This window comes from Acidobacteriota bacterium (assembly GCA_018268895.1).
Taxonomy (GTDB): Bacteria; Acidobacteriota; Terriglobia; order Terriglobales; family Acidobacteriaceae; genus Edaphobacter.
Map to the genome: position 1 here is coordinate 122,266 of JAFDVP010000009.1, position 18,267 is coordinate 140,532.

14 protein-coding genes and 1 tRNA gene are annotated in these 18,267 nt (G+C 56.9%); 9 read left to right on the forward strand and 6 right to left on the reverse strand.

The features are described from left to right. Window positions 1-153: 153 nt before the first annotated feature. Window positions 154-1,179, forward strand: coding sequence for a succinylglutamate desuccinylase/aspartoacylase family protein (locus JSS95_12375; protein ID MBS1800607.1), 1,026 nt, complete (start codon window positions 154-156; stop codon window positions 1,177-1,179). A 68-nt stretch (window positions 1,180-1,247) separates the two neighbouring features. On the opposite strand, the gene JSS95_12380 is transcribed toward JSS95_12375, so the two are convergent. Then, window positions 1,248-4,460 carry a TonB-dependent receptor gene (locus tag JSS95_12380; protein ID MBS1800608.1) on the reverse strand — a complete coding sequence of 1,071 codons (3,213 nt, stop codon included), beginning with the start codon at window positions 4,458-4,460 and terminating at the stop codon, window positions 1,248-1,250. 406 nt (window positions 4,461-4,866) lie between these two features. On the opposite strand from JSS95_12380, the gene JSS95_12385 reads away from it, so the two are divergent. Together JSS95_12385 and JSS95_12390 are read left to right on the forward strand one after the other, a co-directional pair. Next, the gene (locus tag JSS95_12385; GenBank protein MBS1800609.1) at window positions 4,867-5,613 is read left to right on the forward strand and encodes an IclR family transcriptional regulator; all 747 of its coding nucleotides are present in this window, start codon (window positions 4,867-4,869) and stop codon (window positions 5,611-5,613) included. 125 nt (window positions 5,614-5,738) lie between these two features. Further along, window positions 5,739-6,437 (forward strand): RraA family protein, encoded by a 699-nt coding sequence (locus JSS95_12390; protein MBS1800610.1) that lies wholly within the window; start codon window positions 5,739-5,741, stop codon window positions 6,435-6,437. A 48-nt stretch (window positions 6,438-6,485) separates the two neighbouring features. Here JSS95_12390 and JSS95_12395 read toward each other — a convergent pair whose 3' ends face one another. The 4 genes from JSS95_12395 to JSS95_12410 all read right to left on the reverse strand — a co-directional run bounded on the left by JSS95_12395 (window position 6,486) and on the right by JSS95_12410 (window position 10,734). After that, a complete protein-coding gene (locus tag JSS95_12395) occupies window positions 6,486-7,883 on the reverse strand; it encodes a hypothetical protein (GenBank protein ID MBS1800611.1) in 1,398 nt (465 codons plus the stop codon). Window positions 7,884-7,969: 86 nt separating this feature from the next. Then, a complete protein-coding gene (locus JSS95_12400) occupies window positions 7,970-8,740 on the reverse strand; it encodes a glucose 1-dehydrogenase (GenBank protein MBS1800612.1) in 771 nt (256 codons plus the stop codon). Window positions 8,741-8,743: 3 nt separating this feature from the next. Next, on the reverse strand, window positions 8,744-9,889 hold the full coding sequence (locus JSS95_12405) for a mandelate racemase/muconate lactonizing enzyme family protein (protein ID MBS1800613.1): 1,146 nt from the start codon (window positions 9,887-9,889) through the stop codon (window positions 8,744-8,746). Then, window positions 9,886-10,734: an amidohydrolase gene (locus tag JSS95_12410; GenBank protein ID MBS1800614.1), complete on the reverse strand. Its 849-nt coding sequence runs from the start codon at window positions 10,732-10,734 to the stop codon at window positions 9,886-9,888. The genes JSS95_12405 and JSS95_12410 overlap by 4 nt, the downstream gene beginning before the upstream one ends. 376 nt (window positions 10,735-11,110) lie before the next feature. On the opposite strand from JSS95_12410, the gene JSS95_12415 reads away from it, so the two are divergent. Beyond that, a complete protein-coding gene (locus tag JSS95_12415) occupies window positions 11,111-11,200 on the forward strand; it encodes a hypothetical protein (protein MBS1800615.1) in 90 nt (29 codons plus the stop codon). A 411-nt stretch (window positions 11,201-11,611) separates the two neighbouring features. On the opposite strand, the gene JSS95_12420 is transcribed toward JSS95_12415, so the two are convergent. Further along, window positions 11,612-11,686 (reverse strand) — tRNA-Phe (locus JSS95_12420). Between the two features lie 190 nt (window positions 11,687-11,876). On the opposite strand from JSS95_12420, the gene JSS95_12425 reads away from it, so the two are divergent. From JSS95_12425 to glgP, 5 genes are all read left to right on the forward strand, one after another. After that, entirely contained in the window at window positions 11,877-13,538 is a 1,662-nt protein-coding gene (locus JSS95_12425; GenBank protein ID MBS1800616.1) for an adenosine deaminase, read from the forward strand. A 6-nt stretch (window positions 13,539-13,544) separates the two neighbouring features. Further along, a complete protein-coding gene (locus tag JSS95_12430; protein MBS1800617.1) occupies window positions 13,545-14,468 on the forward strand; it encodes an alpha/beta hydrolase in 924 nt (307 codons plus the stop codon). Between the two features lie 44 nt (window positions 14,469-14,512). Then, the gene (locus JSS95_12435) at window positions 14,513-14,815 is read left to right on the forward strand and encodes a hypothetical protein (GenBank protein ID MBS1800618.1); all 303 of its coding nucleotides are present in this window, start codon (window positions 14,513-14,515) and stop codon (window positions 14,813-14,815) included. A 10-nt stretch (window positions 14,816-14,825) separates the two neighbouring features. Continuing rightward, entirely contained in the window at window positions 14,826-16,181 is a 1,356-nt protein-coding gene (locus JSS95_12440) for an aspartate aminotransferase family protein (GenBank protein MBS1800619.1), read from the forward strand. Window positions 16,182-16,410: 229 nt separating this feature from the next. Continuing rightward, window positions 16,411-18,204 (forward strand): alpha-glucan family phosphorylase, encoded by a 1,794-nt coding sequence (gene glgP / locus JSS95_12445; GenBank protein ID MBS1800620.1) that lies wholly within the window; start codon window positions 16,411-16,413, stop codon window positions 18,202-18,204. Window positions 18,205-18,267: the final 63 nt, after the last annotated feature.

Here is an 18,267-nt window from a genome sequence, read left to right on the forward strand (position 1 = left end):
TCGCACCCTGAAAAATCGTCCGATCCACCGGACAAACCCCGGACGCAACGCCGTGCGCCCCCTTAGCGGCTCGCTACGATAGTGTGTTATCCGGAGTATTTCCAGAATTCTGCCAGCCGCATGCAAAACGCATCCTTTGCCCTCAGGAGCCTCATGACACCGTCCATCATCTTTGATCTCTCCCGCATCGACTTCGATAGACCGGGGAAACACCACTACCGCCTCGCCTTCCCGCTCGATTCAAGCTGGGGCTACTCTCTGGTTCCGATCACGATCATCAATGGCCTGCGCCCACCCGCACCTGGAACAGCGCCACCTGGACTGGCAGCATTCGGAGGAACTCACGGCAACGAATGGGAAGGTCAGGTCGCCATCAAACAACTATGCAGAGAACTTGAGCCGGAATCGATCTCCGGTCGCATCCTGCTCATGCCGCAGCTCAGCGAGAGCGCCTGCGCCGCCAATCAGCGTGTCTCTCCGCTCGACTTCGTCAACATGAACCGTGCGTTTCCGGGCAATCCATGCGGAACCATCTCGTATCGCATCGCAGACTTCGTCAAGCAACAGATATTCCCACGAGTTGGCGTCGTCATCGATCTTCATGCTGGCGGACGCGAAGGGGGATTTGCTCTGTGCACCTCGTTGCATCCTGTGGTTGACACGGCTCAGTTCAAGGAAATGACGACCGCCGCAGCTCTATTCGATACCCCTTTTATACTCGTCTACTCCAGCAAAATGGCCTCTGGCCTCTTGACCGACGAAGCCGAGGCTGATGGAAAGATCGCTATCGGCGGAGAGTTCGGTCACGGCGAGGGTGTCAACAGGGTCGGCACTCGGCACGCTGTCGAGGGTATTCGCAACATGCTGCGGCATTATGGAATGCTCGAAGGTGAGATTGCTCGCATCGATCCCGGTCGCTTCGCTCCGCCGCGGCTAGTGGATGCACGCAACCTGGAAGACTATCTCCCCTGCCCCAGACCCGGTATATGGGAGCCACTTGTCGATCTCGGTGAAGAGGTGCGCGCTGGACAGCCGATCGGCCGCCTTCACGACTTCTCCGATCATTCTGCGCCCGCCATCACGCTATGCGCAGGCAGCGACGGCGTGGTAATCATGATGCGCGTGACCGCTACATGTCAACAGGGTGAAACTCTTTTTGTCATCGCCCGCGATCTTTAGCCGACAAGCACTCAACAACAAAAAGAGGGACCGCGAAATGCGGCCCCTCTTTAGTATTCGACAAAAGATCAGAAGATCAGCTTCAGGCCCAGTTGCATCTGTCTTGCGGCGCCAGATGAGAAGATCTGTCCCGTGGTCGATTGTCCGATCGAGACATTCGGAGAGTCGAAATTAACGAAATTAGGTGCGTTAAAGACTTCCCATCGAAATTGGAAATACTTTTCATTCGTAATGTAGAAGTTCTTCAATAGGCCCATGTCCAGTCCTCGCGCTGATGGTCCGTCGAATATCCCCATGCCCGAGTTGCCATAGGTATAAGACCCAGGCGCGCTCAGGGCACTGGCGTTGAACCAATGCGAGTGCCCTTGATCAGGCACGGAAAGATTGCCTACAAGGTTTGGCCTCGTGTCATATCCATTGCCCAACGTTGCACCGGGAACATCAAAGGTAAGAGGCGCTCCGGATGTGTAGTTGAAGATGCCGCTCAACTCCCATCCGCCAATCGCAAGATTGGCAAAGCGGTTTGTACCTGAGAGAAACTTCCTGCCTCGACCGACAGGCAGGTCATATACAGCATTTACCGTGAGAAGGTGCCTGAAATCGTTGGGAGACCGGCCGCGAGTATAGCCGCTCGGCGTATAAGGCTGCACATTGCAATAGATACACTGGCCAAGATCATCAAGCATCAGCTTGCTAAAAGCATAAGCTCCTGCGAAAGTGAACCCCTCTGTGAACCTTCGCTCCCACTTGGCATGAAGACCGTTGTACCAGGAGCTTCCCATGTTCTGGTAGAGCGTAACGCCGCTCAGCCTCGGATAGGGCCTTGCCGCCTGTAGATTGTTGTATTGGCCCGCCGGCACGTCATCATAGGACTGTCCAGAGATGCCGTTTGAAAGGTGATTCCCTACGTATGCCAGCGTGAGAGTCGATTTGAATGGCAGGGCCGCTTGCACCGAGACATTCCATTCATGAGTTTTTTGCGCCTTGACGTTCCATGCCGGAGCCGCTACGCCTGGAGTGCTGAAAGAGTTCGGGGTAGCCGGAAATGCGGTCTGCCAGTTCTGTTTCGAAGCAGCGGCATAGCTCGGAGTCTCGTACCCCCAATAAGGTGGCCCAACGATCGACGACGCTGCAATATTGCCCTGGAAGCTGCTGGTGAAGATACCGTACGATCCGCGAACAACAAAGTCCATCGATCCAGAAGGGAGCCACGTCACCCCAATACGCGGCGACAGATAACCGTTCGCCTGGAAGAGACCGGCGGGAATGCCGACTGTATTCGCCGGTACCCAGAGCCCCGCCGTCGCAGCCGCCAGATATTGCGCCTCCGGCTGCGCCGAAAGATTAACCGATCCATCTTTATCAACGCCTGCAATGACCTTGCCCAGTGTTGGATCGAAGGTGGCCGCGTTACCCGCGACAGACCTCTTGGCAAACCAGCGGTCGTAGCGAAGACCGAGATCGAGGGTGAGTGAGTTCGATATCTTGTACGTGTCCTGGATGAACAGTGCTGAATAAGGAGCACTCTGCACGCCAAATGGTGCCAATGGGTAGTCGCGACCAGCCGATGAGGTGAGACCAAGCAGATAATCGGCGAAGCCATTGCCTGTATATTGCCCGTTGAACGAAAAGCTGCCTCTCGCCGCAAACGAAGCATGCGATCCGTACACTGCGCGGTTGTCATACTCCCATCCAACGTCGATCAGGTGCTTACCTCGGACAAGGTTGAGGCTGGTCTTTCCATTCCAGGCATGCGACCAGAGCCGGCCATTAACACCCCATAGCTGACCAAAGCCTGTGTAACCGCTGATATTGGCGTTGGGCAGGCCGATCGCACTCTCGCGGCCTTGCGTCTGGAAACCCTGGATGCCCGCTTCATCGGTGATATTCTCTTTTCCGACCTGTGGGCTGACGAACGTATTGTTCGATCGCTGGTACCCGGCTGAAATTGTGAACAGCGTACGCGGCGTAATCGTATAGGTGTAGTTGACGCCGTAGCTGTTCTGAATTGTTTTATTCGTTTCGTAGACGGATGGACTGTATCCATAGAGGTTCTGCGGGCTGTCATAGCGTATCCACCGTCCGTAGATCCGCTGTTTGCTGGTAATCGTATCGTCTAGTCGCACCGTCACCGAGTTCGAGTCCGTCTTCGTCGGAGCATTGGCATGGAATCGTCCATCCGATGAGTTCGGCTGTAGCAGATAGGGCATCAGGAACTTCGACGCTTTGTTGAACCTCGAAGGGTCGATCTGGTTGCCGGGAAAGGGCTTTCCAGTATCCGGATCGACGATAGGAGTCGAGAGGCTCGAGAAATCGCCGCCTTGCATTGCCGGCGATGCCACTGTGCTGTTAAAGATCGCGTCCCGGCGGACGCGCAGCCCTTCATAGCTCCCAAAAAAGAATGCCTTGTTCCTTAGGATTGGGCCACCACCCGCCGCTCCAAACTGGTTCTGGATCAACTTGGGCGTGCTCGTTGCGAAGTAATTGCGTGCCGCGAAGGCGCTATTGCGGGCAAATTCCCAGGCAGAGCCGTGGTAGGTGTTCGTACCGGATTTTGTGACCATCACGATCTGCATCGGGTCTCGGCCATACTCCGCGCTGAAGTTCGAGGCCTTCACATTGAACTCGGCGATCGTATCCACGCTCGGCATGCCGACCGCGCCTTCGTCCATGCCTCCATTCGAGTTGAACCCGTCGAGTGTGAACTGCGTCTGGCCGCTCTGTACGCCAACACCTTGCACTGTCGAGCCCCGCTCGGCGCCAAACTGCCCTCCCGCCTGACCCGTATATTGCATGCCCGGAGCCAGGCTCACCAACTGCACGATATTGCGGCCATTCAGTGGTAGTTCGGAGATTTGCTTCTGCTGCACGACTGTTTCCACGGAGGCATTCTCTGTCTGGAGTTGCTCATTGCCTGCGCTCACCGTTACCTGCTCAGTGCGTGCGCCTACTACCAATACCGGAGAAAGCCGGCTGCGCTCGCCGATCTGCAAAACAATTCGGCTAAGAGTCCATGTCTTGAACCCAGACATCGAAACGCTCACCGTGTAAGAGCCAATCGGCAGGGCAAGAATTTCAAAGTGTCCAGAAGAATCGGCTGTGGCTGCTTTCGTATATCCGGTTTCGAGATTGTGCACCGTTGCTACTGCTCCCGGAATTACCGCCCCTTGCTGGTCCTTCACATTGCCGAGCACTCCGGCGTCATTTGCAATCTGTGCCCGCAGCAATCCGCAACCTACAAACAACAGCAGAATGGGAATTAAAATCGTGCGTCGCTTCATAGACCTCTCCTTAAAGCTGCCTTCGAAGCAGGCAGCAAAACAATGTGGTGTACCTTGTGGAGCAATTCTGCAATGAATTCGCACGGTTGATGACACGTCGCAAGCCGATCTGCCCGAATTCGTCCGGCCTGTCGAATGAAAGGCCTTGCGAACGAGAGTTGTTATCTGGCAGGTCCAGTTGCACGCCCTTCTCCTGTGCGTGTCCTACCATTCCTTGGCGCTGGTCTACCACTGGCGCCAAGGAGTCAACCGCTCTCCGCCCTGATCCGTCAATTCCGTTCGATTAGCTGGATAGCGTTTTCTAAATCTGTAGCGATCCATCTCGTATTGACGCTATATTGATATCGTTATGAGAACGTGGACTGAACCGAGAACGCAGTCGGTCCCGGCTTTGGAGCGGGGCCTCTTGATCCTTGAGCATCTCGCCAGATCGCGGCGCGGTGTAACCCTTTCTCACCTTGTGCAGAAGCTACAGTTACCGCGCAGTACCGCACATGCTCTGTTGCTCACCTTCCAGCGTTGCGACTACGTCAAGCGCGACGAGGAGACAGGCCGTTATCTCCTCGGTTTTCGCCTACACTCGGTTGCCAACATGGCCCTCAATGGCGTCGGTCTTCGTGGAAACTCTGCAACAATTCTCTACCAGTTAATGCAGGACACGGGCCTCACCGTTCACCTTGCGGTGCTGGATCACGACGAGGCCATCCTGATTGATCGCGTCGAGCCACCAAGCGCGCCGCGAGTGGCTACCTGGGTTGGCAAGCGCATGGGCCTGCATTGCACAGCGCTCGGCAAGTCCCTCATAGCTTGTCTTCCCGCAGACGAGATCAACTCAATCGTCAATCGGCAAGGCCTCATACGCCACAACGAAAATACAATCACATCAATTAAAAAACTCCACATGGCCTGCGATCGCATCCAGCAACTTGGCTATGCCATTGACGATGAGGAAGAGGAGATTGGCGTGCGATGTATTGGCGCGCCGGTTTATAACAGCAGCGGTCAGGTTCTGGCGGCCATTAGCATCTCCGGATCGACAATGCAGCTGGAAGATGTTTCCGCCAGAGCTACCCAGGTCACTCGCGCAGCCTGTGCGCTGGCCCAGCATCTGGATCTCAGCAACTCCGATCGTCGTTCGCTACACGCCAGCTGAGCTGGTGTGGCGCTGGCCTCCGCTGTTCGTCTATCCGCCGTCAAACTGTCCGAGCTATCGGACAATCTCCGCTTCCCGGCTTGAATCGACGCTCCGCAATTCGTCGCTTCCAGTACTCTTTGCAAATGAATGATTCATCTGTCCGTGCTGAGAGAACGCCCGCGAACGCTGCCGACCTTGATCTGTTCGAGTTCATCGAAAAAACTCTGTACACGGCCGTCATCTCCGATTCTCTTGACGAACTTGGATATCGCGATCAGGCCTTGCGCGAATTCATGCGCCCGCTCTCGGAGGACGACGCTTTTGCCGGGTGGGCAAGAACACTCGCCTGTGTGGATGTCTTCCACATTCCCGCCAACCCCTATGAGATGGAGATTGCGGCCCTCGACTCTGTCCTGGAGGGTGAAGTCGTCGTAGCGTCGACTGCTGGCTCCCTGCAGAATGCGCCATGGGGAGAGCTTCTCTCGACCGCCGCTCGTGCACGTGGCGCGCGCGGCGCTGTCATTGATGGGCTTGTGCGCGATGTACGCAAGATTCGAACTCTCGGCTTTCCCGTCTTCGCACGAGGCATCAAACCTGTGGACTCCAAGGGCCGCGGCATGATCATCGACTATAACGTTCCGATCATTTGTGCCGGTGTCCGCATTCAACCTGGCGATCTGATCTTTGCTGATTACGATGGCGTGGTCGCTATCCCCTCCGCCATTCTCCCAGAAGTCATCGAAGCTGCTACAGATAAAGTGATGAAGGAGAATGGCAGTCGGGCCAGGCTGATGGAAGGTGCTACCCTGCGCGATGTCTTCGACAAGTACGGGGTGCTGTAGCACACCGTACTCTGTCGGGATCGCCGCATCCCGATCCAGACACTGCTACTACTTCGTCACTTTTCTCGTCAGCATCCAGGTCTCGATACCGTACGGCCCCAGATCGACCGTCGTCGCGGACGTCGCTTCAAGCGTCTTATCCTCCAGCGGCCACAGCCGCGCATTCTCATCTTCAGAAGGGGAAACCGCATCCAGCACACGGCGCTTTGCAACCAGCGTTCCCTTGAGTCCCATCGATTGCAGCTTCACCGTCGCAGGTTGGGAAGAGAAGTTCCAGAAGACAAGATTGTAGATTCCGTAGGAGGCATCCCAGGTAAGAATCGCGTGCACCGCGTCACTATCGGACTTCGCTTCGAGCTCGTCCCCTGTCTCCCGCGCCAGCAGCGCAAAAGAAAAATATGCCGGACGCATCACGTTCTGATAATCAAACAGGCCGTCGTATTGTGGCATGCGGTTCCACCAGTTCGCCATAAATGAAGCTCCCTTGAGTGAGAAGAATCTGGCAAACAGATCGCGATCTACGTGGTAATCGCGAATGTGGTAGTAGCAGGAGTAGGTAACGCCCGATTTGCGCATACGCCAGGCCGTCTCCAGAACAAATGCAGGCTGAATGCGCACATCCGCAGGTGGAACCGTCAGAGCCATGTTCCACTCATCCAGGATCAGCTCCGGATGCAGCGACGGATGGTGGGCCAGCAGCGCCTTCACTCCCTCAGTCGAAGCCTGAAAGGCCCTCGGATCGCTGTCATAGCCATGCCACGAAACAAAGCCAAGCGGCACCTTGCGCTTATCGCAGTACTCCAGCAGGGCAGGCAGAATCGGCGACGTCCAACCGGCAAGCGCAGGGCCGCCCACGTGCGCGGTTGGATCGGCACGGAGCACCGCCATCGCCGTGTGCTCATAAAAACGCGGATAGTTCTCAGCGGTGAAGCGAGAGGGAGAACCGCCGCTTTCTCCCAGATCGGGTTCGTTGGCAACTTCCCAATAGAGTCCTCTCAGCCCACGCTGCTCATAGTGCTTCACCATCTGCTCCATGAGCTCTTCCCAGGCAGCATAGCTGGCTGGTTCCACGATGTCCTGGTCCACCTTGGGAAAGATTGCCATCGGCTTCACCGTGATTGTCATGATCGGCCGCGCCCCGGCACGCACAATCTCGTCCACGGCAGAATCGAGTCGACCGAAACGGTAGTTTCCCTTCGAAGGAAGCACATCGAAGTATTGCTGCACAAAGAGCCGGATCAACTTGGGATGCAACGCGCGAATCTCAGCGATACGGCTGTCCCACATCGGGTCCGGCGAAAGTCCTGCCTGGCCCAGCGAGATATGATCCATCTGTGCAGGTCCCAGATCTCTGTCAAAGTTGAGACGAAGCGTAGCCGTGGGCATCTGGGCTCCGGCGCATGCACCTCCTGCCAGTACCAACAGCAAAAGCCGAACAATCTTCATACGCCGGTATACCTCCCGTTCATTCTTACCTCGCGCAGCACGACGCTTCCTCATGCAGCACAACTTCTACTGCGACTCGCCTCTCTCTAAGCGCGCTTACGGGATGCACTTGAGGTCCAGCCCCCGTCCACCGGGAGCGCAATCCCGGTGACATACGAAGACTCATCTGAAGCAAGAAACAGGGCTGCCCAAGCCACCTCTTGCGGCACACCCACCCGACCCAGCGTTGTCTGCTCTCGCTGCCATTGCGCATGAGGACTGTCCGCCGCGGCAGAGATGCGCGTCTGAATCGCCCCTGGGCATAATGCGTTCGCGCGCACATTATCCGGTCCGTAGTCGTACGAAAGGCTCATCGTGTAGCCCAGCAATGCGGCCTTCGTTGCTGTATAGGCAGCCGACGTCATCATGCCCTGCATCGCCTGTATCGAGGCCACATTGATGATCGACCCCTGCCTTTGCTCCACCATGTACGGCAGCACGGCCTGCGTGCACGCGTGCGTTCCCAGCAGAGCCACATCAATGCATCTACGCCACTCCTCTTCCGTTGCATCCAGCGCACCGTGAAAATCGGCCGAAAGATATGCCGCGTTATTGCAGAGGATATCGATACGCCCATTGAAGGCTGCCGCGCGATCCACACAATGCTTTACATCTTCCACCCTAGTCACATCTGTGCGGACAAATTCCAGCTTCCACCCCTCGGCTCGAGCCAGGTCGGCAGAGGTTCGTCCGCCCTCATCCTCGATGTCCGCGACCAGAACGTAGGCGCCTTCGGCGGCGAACAGTTCGCTGATGGCCCGGCCAATCCCGTTTACCCCGCCCGTTACAATCGCAACCTTACCCTTGAGCCTGTCCACGCCTCACTCCACACGGTATTTGTCGACCGTTGCTTCATCGACCGTCACGCCCAGTCCTGGTCCCTGGGGAATACGCAGGTATCCATCTTCCAGCACAATCGGGCTTTCGCACAGCTCACGGCTCAACGGGCCCTTGGTAACGTTGAATTCCTGAAAGACTGCCCGCCTCATGAACGCATTCAGGTGCAGTGAGGCAGCAGTCAGCAGGTCCGAGATCCACGCATGGGGAATACAGAGCCGGTTGTGCAATGCTGCCATGTGGACAATCTTTCGTCCTGTCGTGAAGCCACCGCAACGCGACAGGTCCGGCTGAATCACATCCACTTTGCCCGTTTCGATCAGGGCTCGAAAACCCCACTCGGTCGCCTCCTGTTCACCGCATGCAATCGGCGTATCCACTGCGCCCGTCAGTTGCGCATAGCCCTCGTAATCTTCCGGCGAAAGCGGTTCTTCCACCAGGAATGGGCGGAATGGCTCCAGGCTCTTCACCATGCCGATCGCTTCTTTCGCAGTGCGATGCACATACCATCCGGCATCCACCAGCAGGTCCGCCTTCGCTCCCATGGTCTCGCGCGCTGCAGCCACAAGCTCCACATCGCGCTCAGGGTTCTCCCCAAAGACTCCCCAGCCAAACTTCACCGCGCTAAAACCCTTTTCCAGGTAGCAGCCCGCGGCCTCGCGCATCCCCTGAGGTGTCGGCCGAAAGAGCGTGCTCGCATAGGCCCGGATACGGTCGCGATACCCGCCGCCCAGCAGCTTATAGATCGGCAGTCCAACACGCTTTCCGATGATGTCCCACAGCGCGATGTCTATCCCCGAAATCACCTGCATCGCCGCGCCCCGTCTACCGTAGTAAACCGAGGCCATGTACATCTTGTGCCACAACCGCTCAACCTCAAAAGGGTCTTCGCCCAACAGCACCGTCCGCAAACCCTGGAACCCGGTGACCGCTCCCTCAGACGGCGCCTCGACAATTGCCTTGGCCACATGTGGCTGCGTCTCAAGATCGGCATAGCCCCGAATGCCAGCATCGGTCTCAATCTTCACCAGCCCGAGATACTTGATGCCGCTTGCTTCCTGGTCTGCATCCCCCACGCCGTAAGCATCAGGAGACTCCAGAATGATCACACTCACATCGGTGATCTTCATGCATCCTCCAAGCCCAGTAACCTCAGCGTGGGGCTGTAAATGATGCCTTCGATCTCCTGGGTGCTCAGCCGCGGCAGGTTCGTTCCCTCGGCAAAGTGATTGATATTGCGCAACCCTTCGATCTGCGCCTCCGGCGTTGTGAACGGATAATCGGAACCAAACAGAATCTTGTCTAACACCCCGTATTCCTTCGCCATGATCAGCGCGTTATAGAACTGCCACGGTCGATAGTGAAGCGCTGAAATATCCGAGAAGAGGTTCGGATGTTTGCGAATCGTTACCAGCGTCTCCGCAATCCATGGATGACCAAGATGCGCAATGATCATCTTCAGCCCAGGGAACCGTATCGCGATTTCATCCAACAAAATCGGCAACGCATACTTCAGCGGCCCAGTACGAACAAATGTCGTTCCCTGATGGATCAGAATTGGCAGGCCCTGCTCCTGGCAGAAGGCATATACCTGTAGCATGCCCGGATCCAGCGGATCGATGTTCTGATAGATTGGCCCCAGCTTCACGCCGTGCAGTCCAAGATGCATTATCTCCTCGAGCGTTTCCTGCACAGGATCGGCGCTCGGATCGATGGCTCCGAACCCGATCACCTTGCCCCGTTCGCTCGCCGCGTAGGCTGCAACATAGTCATTGGGAACACGCAGACCTGAGTGAAAAGCGCGTATGCCAAAGACAATGACCTTGTCCACTCCGCGCATCGCCTCCCGGTGCCGCTCCGGCGGAACATGCAGATCCATCGCAAAACCGCGCGATCGAGCGTTAGCTTCGTCCACAAAATCGTCTGACAGATGACCGGGGTAGGCCCAGATATGAGAATGGCAGTCGACCAGCAACCTGTTAGTTCCTCCGATGCATCGAATAGCCAATACTCTAGCAGTTGATAGCTGCCTCCGCACCGGCCTCGAAACTAAGCTTGTGTCAGTCTGTCCGAGTAATCGGATGTTGTTTCGATCGCATCAAGCTCATATCGGGCTACTCTACAAAAGAGTCGGCACAACCATATTGAGAGAGGGTTGGGATGTCAAAGGTTCGCGTCGCGGGATTTACCGTTCGTTGAACGGTTTCGGCGCAGGAATCGAACAGAGCTTGGGCGATCCGCTGGGTAAGCGGGGGACGGAGCTTTTTCAGTGGTACTTTCACACGAGACCTTTTGCGCCATGCTCGGGAGGGAGGGGGAACCACAGGTGATGTGGACCATGCGTTCGCTTCATCAAGAGGGCTCAAGCTCTCGGATTCGCCTTGGAAGAAATCTCAGGACTACTGAGGCTCGATGAAACAAGCCTGCCTGGAGACGCGTAAAGTCGCTGCACACAAGAGTTGATGTTGATCAAGCAGAAGATCTCGGACTTGTCGAGCATGAAGAAAGCGCTCGCCCGTTTGGTGCGCGCTTGCGATGCTTCTGGAGCGGGTGAACCATGTCCCATCATTGATCTACTTGTTCGGGATTAGATATGTGGAACTCCAGACTGACGGCATATAACTCGATGCATGTGGACCCCATTTGTTCCCGCGACTACGCGGCAATTATCGTACCTCTCTAGTCTTTTTGAATCAGAAGATTACATCTCCCCATGAGCGACGCCAGCCTTTTTGCGGCCATCAAATATTAAACTCGTAAATAATTTAAAATAATAAGGTTAACGAAAAATAAGAAAGGCCATCCTGTTTCGGGAGGCCTGTGACATCCGCCTGTAAGTTATTGATTATAAATGGTGGCCAGAGACGGGATCGAACCGCCGACGCCGGCCTTTTCAGGGCCGCGCTCTACCACTGAGCTATCTGGCCTTGGCATACATGCAAAACGCTCATCGGGGATCGCCAAGAACGCCCGGGCGCACGTCTGTCGCATCAGCCTTTTCAGGGGAGCGTGCCACCGGTGGGAACCAGCAACTCAAACGCAAGACAAGTATACCGAATACCTGTCATCTCTCCAAACACCTCTCCGGGTTATTCTGGCTCAGAGCTCTACATATATATGGATAAAGGATGTTCGATGACTGGACTGTCATTGCGCTCGCTCGCCTTCTTCTTCTGCCTGCCGTCCATCGTCTTCGCGGCTCCGGCCGCAAAGTCACGTGCCACTGCCACGTCATCGGAGCAGCGGGCGATACGGGCTTTTGGCGAGGCCCGCAAGAATCCTCTTCAGCTTACGGCCTTTCTGAAGGGGCTGCCCAAAGGCGGCGATCTCCATATGCACCTCGGGGGAGCGATCTATGCCGAGACCTTTATCCGTAACGCCGTAGCGGACACACTCTGCTACAGCCCGGCTACTCGCAGTCTCTTCAAACCATCCGCGACCACCCGAAGCATTCCTCCTCAGCCCGTCTGCGGGGAGGGGAACCGGCGGGCCGAAGACGCACTCAAAGACCAGAAGCTGTACGACACCATGGTCGATGATTTTTCCATGCGGAGCTTTGTTCCTTCTGCCGGGGTCAGCGGTCACGACCAGTTCTTCGCGACCTTCTCGCGCTACTCCGCTCTCAGCCGTTCGCATCGCGGTGAATGGCTTGATGAAGTGGCATCCCGGGCTGCAAATCAGAACGAGCAGTATCTCGAAGTGATGGAGACGCCTGATTTTTCCGCCGCAGCCAAACTCGGCTATTCGATCCCGTGGCCGTCTGATGCAGCGGACGCTACGATGAATCGCACTGGCAATGGCACGGGAGCAAGTCATGCCGACCTGGCGAAGCTCCGCGATCAACTTTTGGCCGGGGGGCTTCGGGATGTTGCTGCCGCAAATCGTCAGGAGCTTGCTGCTGCGCTCGATGCACGCAATCGAATCGAGAAGTGTGAAACTGCGGAGGCAGCGTCCGGTTGCACCGTCAAGATACGGTACATCTATCAGATCCTTCGCGGCTTTCCTCCGCAGCAGGTCTTCGCGCAGACACTCCTCGGTTTTGAGGTCATTCAGGCAGAGCTCGATGCGGGGCACCCCAACGTTGTGGGCATTAACTTCGTCATGCCCGAGGACGGGTATCTTTCGATGACGGAGTATCACCGTCAGATGCTGATGCTGGACTACCTGCACAGCGTCTATCCCAAGGTGCACATCTCGCTTCACGCCGGTGAGCTTGCTCCCGGCCTTGTCACTCCCGATGGACTTCATTTTCACATCCGCGAGGCGGTTGAGCTTGGTCATGCGGAGCGCATCGGGCACGGCGTCGACGTGATGTATGAGAACCAGCCTCACGAGCTGCTCAAGGAGATGGCCTCGCGTCACATCATGACGGAGATCAATCTCACCTCGAACGATGTCATTCTCGGCATTACAAAGGACTGGCACCCGTTGCCGATCTATCGTGCCGCTGGAGTTCCAGTCGCCCTCTCGACCGATGACGAGGGCGTCTCGCGCATCGACATGACGCATGAGTACGCGCGGGCGGTGCTCGACTTCGGGCTCTCGTACCTCGATTTAAAGCGTATGGCCCGCACCTCTATCGAACACAGCTTCCTGCCCGGCGCCAGCCTCTGGTCGCAACCTGATGACTTTTCCGCAGTCAATCCAGTCTGCAAGACAGATATGCCAGGCGCGGAGAATCCATCCGAAAAGTGCGTTGCTTTTTTGAAATCGAGCGAGCGTGCAACGGAACAATGGCAGCTCGAACGCCGTTATCTGGCATTTGAAGCGATCCAGTAATCGGAAATGGCCCGCAGGCATTACCATGGTGCCGTGCGAATCCAACTGCTTCTCTCGTTAGCTCTGCTCGTGCCGTTTGCCCGGGCGCAGAAAGTTACGCTGCCTCTCTGGCCAGGCGGCAACCCTGAGCCATACACGGGAGCTCCCGAGGCCGATATCACGAAGCCGTCCGATCGTCTTGTTGCGGATAAACCGCTCATGCACCTCACGAACATCGGCAAACCTACGCTTGCCTTCTATCCGGCGCCTGCGGCCAAAAATACCGGCGCGACGGTCGTCGTCTTTCCTGGCGGAGCTTACCGCATCCTTGCCTACGATCTTGAAGGCACTGATGTCTGCGCCTGGCTCAACTCCATCGGCGTCAACTGTGCGCTGGTCAAATACCGTGTGCCTTTCGAAAAGAAGTTTCCCGACAATACCGCAGACCTTGAAGATGCGCAGCAGGCCGTAAGGATTACGCGCTCACATGCGTTGGAGTGGAAGCTCGATGCGCATCGGGTGGGTGTCCTCGGTTTCTCTGCGGGCGGGCACCTTGTCATTGTTCTCGGCAATCATCCTGACTTCGTGCGCGCAGGCGCTCCGGCATCCGAAACCGCAATCGGCGCGCGGCCTGACTTTGTAGTCGCCATCTATCCGGCATATCTTGCGGAGGCTCCGGCCCTGACTCAATTGGCCAAAGGCATCGATCCGTCAGCCAACACGCCGCCGACGTTTCTCCTTCAGGCAGAAGACGATCCCGTGCACGTAGAAAACGTTCTGATCTATGAACAGGCCCTTAAGCAGCTCAAGGTCCCTTCCGAGCTGCACGTCTATGCCGAAGGTGGCCATGGATATGGACTCCGCCCAACGGCGCTCCCTGTAACTCACTGGCCATCTCTCGTCGAGACCTGGCTGAACACGATCAAAGTTATTCCAAGTAAGATGAAGTAAGCGGTTAGCTGGACGGCATATCTTCAGGCAAGGGCAAGTAACCTATGAAGAAAGTTCTCGCTGGGTTCGGTCAGTTCCTTCTCTTCCTTGCTGTTTTTGCCATCGGCAGCTTTCTGCATCCATTCAACCTTCATTGGGGCCTTACGGTTACCACCCCATCGGTGACCCGGTACTTCGTTCCCGATGGCCTGCTTCTCGCCATCGGCATCTTTCTGGCGATTGTAGTTATTCAGACAATTCGCAAACGCACATGCGACACTCCGTGGACGGTCGCCGGCTTTCTGCTTGCCATTGCAGTTGGCTATGCGTTGAAGTTTGGCTTCGTCACTCATGAGCTCTTCTTCTAAAGCTGTCACGATGGATCAGCCGAGCGATTTTTTTGCATTGCTTCGAGAGGCCCAGCGTCGGCTTGATGCCGGTTTCGCCAGACTTCCGGAAGCGCCGGTGCCCGGTTTAGGCAATGAGGCAGCGGAGATTCTCGGCGAAGTTGCGACGCGGCTGCACGACAACTATCCCTACGCGCATCCGTTATACGCAGGCCAGATGCTGAAGCCGCCGCATCCCATCGCCCGCGCGGCCTATGCGCTTGCGATGTCCGTCAATCCCAACAATCATGCGCTCGATGGAGGCCGCGCCAGTTCAGCTATGGAGTTGGAAGCAGTGGCGGAGCTCGCAGGGATGTTCGGTCTGGCTCAGCATCTGGGCCACCTTACATCCAGTGGAACTTTTGCCAATCTCGAAGCCCTTTGGGTCTCTGGGCAGATACTCCCCGGCCGCGCTATCGCCGCTTCAGACCAGGCGCACTATACCCACAGCCGCATTAGTGCAGTTCTTCAGCTGCCTTTTGTAGAAGTAGCTTCAGACCACACGGGACGCATGGATATCGCTGCCCTGGAACGCGCGCTCGAAGCAAACGACATTGGCACAGTCGTCGTCACGCTTGGGACTACGGCCATTGGGGCGGTCGATCCATTGCCCGAGATTCTTGCTTTCCAAAAGAAGTACGGCTTTCGCATCCACGTCGACGCGGCTTACGGAGGCTACTTCACCCTCGCAGGCAATCTTGACGCGGATGCCCGCTCCGCTTTTGACTCAATCGTGCAGGCGGACTCTGTCGTCGTCGATCCTCACAAACACGGTCTTCAGCCTTACGGTTGCGGCGCGGTGCTCTTTCGCGATCCTGCCGTAGGGCGGTTCTATAAGCACGGTTCGCCGTACACGTACTTCACCTCGAACGAGCTTCATCTCGGCGAGATATCGTTGGAGTGTTCGCGTCCCGGCGCCTCTGCCGTTGCGCTCTGGGCCACGCAGCGTCTTCTGCCATACACACGCGATGGCCGGTTCGCCCGCGATATCGGCACGGGCCGTGAAGCTGCGCTTGCCTTCCATCGGCGCATTGCTTCCGATGCGCGGTTCATCGCACCCAGTGCGCCTCCGCAGCTGGACATCGTCTTCTACGCGATGCGAAGTAAAGAGCGAACCCCGGAGGCCTCATCGGAGCACGCACGGCGCGTCTTCGATCATGCAGCGGGCCTCGATCTCCACCTTGCTCTGGCTGCTTTGCCGATTCACCTTTTTCCACCTGGGACATTCCCCGGGTTTTCAACCGGCAACGTTACCTGTCTACGCTCCGTCATGATGAAGCCCGAGCATCTGGCATGGCTCGATCAGATATGGCATCGCCTCGACCGGGCGGTCGCTGTTGCATCCTGAAATTCACGACGGCTGTCGAGCAGACTCCTCATTTGAGGTATTTTAGCCACGAATTCCACTGTCAATACCCCCTCTGAACCAATACGAATGACCCAATAATCCGTATTTTCTTCACAAATCCTTTGATACACTCTCGCCAACAGGTCCCCTTTACCGTTTACGGCAGACGATCTCGCCATCGGTAGTCAGGCGGGCGTTTAACCCGGTTTTGAAAAGGAATTGCCACGGCATGAGTCCTTCCCCAGCTTCACCCGCCTCTGCTTCCCCTGATCTTTCACGCCGCAGCATCGTTTACTTCTCCATGGAGATCGCGCTTTCCCCATCCGTGCCCACCTACTCCGGTGGGCTCGGTATTCTTGCGGGCGATACGCTGCGTTCCGCGGCTGATACCTCCGCGCCAATTGTGGCAATCTCCCTCGTTCATCGGCGCGGTTACTTCCGCCAGATTCTCTCCGACGTCGGCCAGCAGACCGAGGCCGACGTTCCCTGGTCTCCTGAGACCCTCCCGAGCGCCGAGCACATCGTCACCATCACCATGCAGGACCGGCCAGTACATCTTCGTGCCTGGCGCTTCGATGTGATCGGAGCCACGGGGCATATCGTTCCTGTCTACCTCCTTGACTCCGACGTTGAGGGCAATGACGCCTGGGACCGGCATCTTACCGACCATCTTTATGGCGGAGATACCTACTACCGGCTCTGTCAGGAGGCCATTCTCGGACTCGGCGGCATCGCGCTTCTCCAGGCCCTCGGTGTTACCCCCGAGGTCTATCACATGAATGAGGGGCACGCTGCCCTGCTGACCATTGCTCTGCTCGAACAGCGCCTTGGCGGCCGCCCGCTAAGCGAAGCGACCGCGGCGGACCGCGAGGTTGTCCGCCAGCACTGTGTCTTCACGACGCATACGCCTGTTCCCGCTGGACACGACCAGTTCGGCACCGACCAGATGAACCAGGTGCTTGGCCGTGACAGAAGCATCGCCATCGAGGCCGCGGGGGGAATTCATAACGGGCTTATGAATATGTCATACCTTGCGCTCGGCCTCTCCCGTTACGTCAACGGTGTGGCCATGCAGCATGGCAAGGTCTCGCAGGTCATGTTCCCGGAGTACAAGGTGCACTCCATCACCAATGGCGTGCACGCCGCCACGTGGCTCTCTCCGAGTTTTCAGGAGCTGTTCGACGACGAGATACCCGACTGGCGCACCGACAACCGCTACTTCCGCTCGGTGTATGGCATTGACCCTGCGCGTATCGCTGCCTGCCACATCAAGAACAAGCAGAAGCTCTTTGCGACGCTGGCGCGGCGTACCGGACACTACTTCAATCCATCTGTGCTGACGCTGGGTTTCGCTCGCCGCGTTGCAACCTATAAGCGTGCCGGTCTGCTGCTGCAGGACCCAGGCCGCCTGGTGGCGTTGGCGGAAAAGATTGGCGGGCTGCAGATTCTTTTTGCGGGCAAGGCGCATCCAGCGGACAACGCAGGCAAGGCGCTCATCAAGGACGTCTACGAGGCTGCTGTAAAGCTCAACTCGGCCTCACTCAAGATCTACTACATCGAAAACTACGATTGGGAGCTTGGAGCGTTACTGACGCAGGGCGTGGATGTGTGGGTCAATACGCCACGTCGTCCTTACGAGGCCTCGGGCACCTCGGGGATGAAGGCCGCTCTCAACGGCGTTCCGTCGCTATCGATTCTCGATGGCTGGTGGATCGAAGGTTGTGCGGAAAACACAACCGGATGGGCGATCGAGGATGCAGAGTCCGAGGCTGCGGAGGCTGCAAGTCTCTACAACAAGCTTGAGAAGAACATTGCGCCGCTCTGGTCGAACCCCAATTCCTGGGCAAGGCTGCAACAGCACTGCATCGGCATCAATGGAACGTTCTTCAACACGCATCGCATGTTGAGCCAGTACCTCTCGAACGCATACTTCCCCTACACCGATACCCAGACGCGCATTGCGATCAACGCCGGTCTAACCAACACCACAGATATCGCGGAGCTCGCCAAAGTCCGCAAGTAATCGAAGCGCTTGAAAGAAAAATCCCTCGAGTTCCTGCCCGGTGTCTCGGGTAGAAGTTCGAGG

Bases quoted from the DNA above. Each gene is read 5' to 3' on its own strand.
- JSS95_12375 (MBS1800607.1), top strand. From the start codon at position 154: ATGACACCGTCCATCATCTTTGATCTCTCCCGCATCGACTTCGATAGA.
- JSS95_12380 (MBS1800608.1), bottom strand. From the start codon at position 4,460: ATGAAGCGACGCACGATTTTAATTCCCATTCTGCTGTTGTTTGTAGGT.
- JSS95_12390 (MBS1800610.1), top strand. From the start codon at position 5,739: ATGAATGATTCATCTGTCCGTGCTGAGAGAACGCCCGCGAACGCTGCC.
- JSS95_12395 (MBS1800611.1), bottom strand. From the start codon at position 7,883: ATGAAGATTGTTCGGCTTTTGCTGTTGGTACTGGCAGGAGGTGCATGC.
- JSS95_12405 (MBS1800613.1), bottom strand. From the start codon at position 9,889: ATGAAGATCACCGATGTGAGTGTGATCATTCTGGAGTCTCCTGATGCT.
- JSS95_12425 (MBS1800616.1), top strand. From the start codon at position 11,877: ATGGATAAAGGATGTTCGATGACTGGACTGTCATTGCGCTCGCTCGCC.
- JSS95_12430 (MBS1800617.1), top strand. From the start codon at position 13,545: ATGGCCCGCAGGCATTACCATGGTGCCGTGCGAATCCAACTGCTTCTC.
- JSS95_12435 (MBS1800618.1), top strand. From the start codon at position 14,513: ATGAAGAAAGTTCTCGCTGGGTTCGGTCAGTTCCTTCTCTTCCTTGCT.
- JSS95_12440 (MBS1800619.1), top strand. From the start codon at position 14,826: ATGGATCAGCCGAGCGATTTTTTTGCATTGCTTCGAGAGGCCCAGCGT.
- glgP (MBS1800620.1), top strand. From the start codon at position 16,411: ATGAGTCCTTCCCCAGCTTCACCCGCCTCTGCTTCCCCTGATCTTTCA.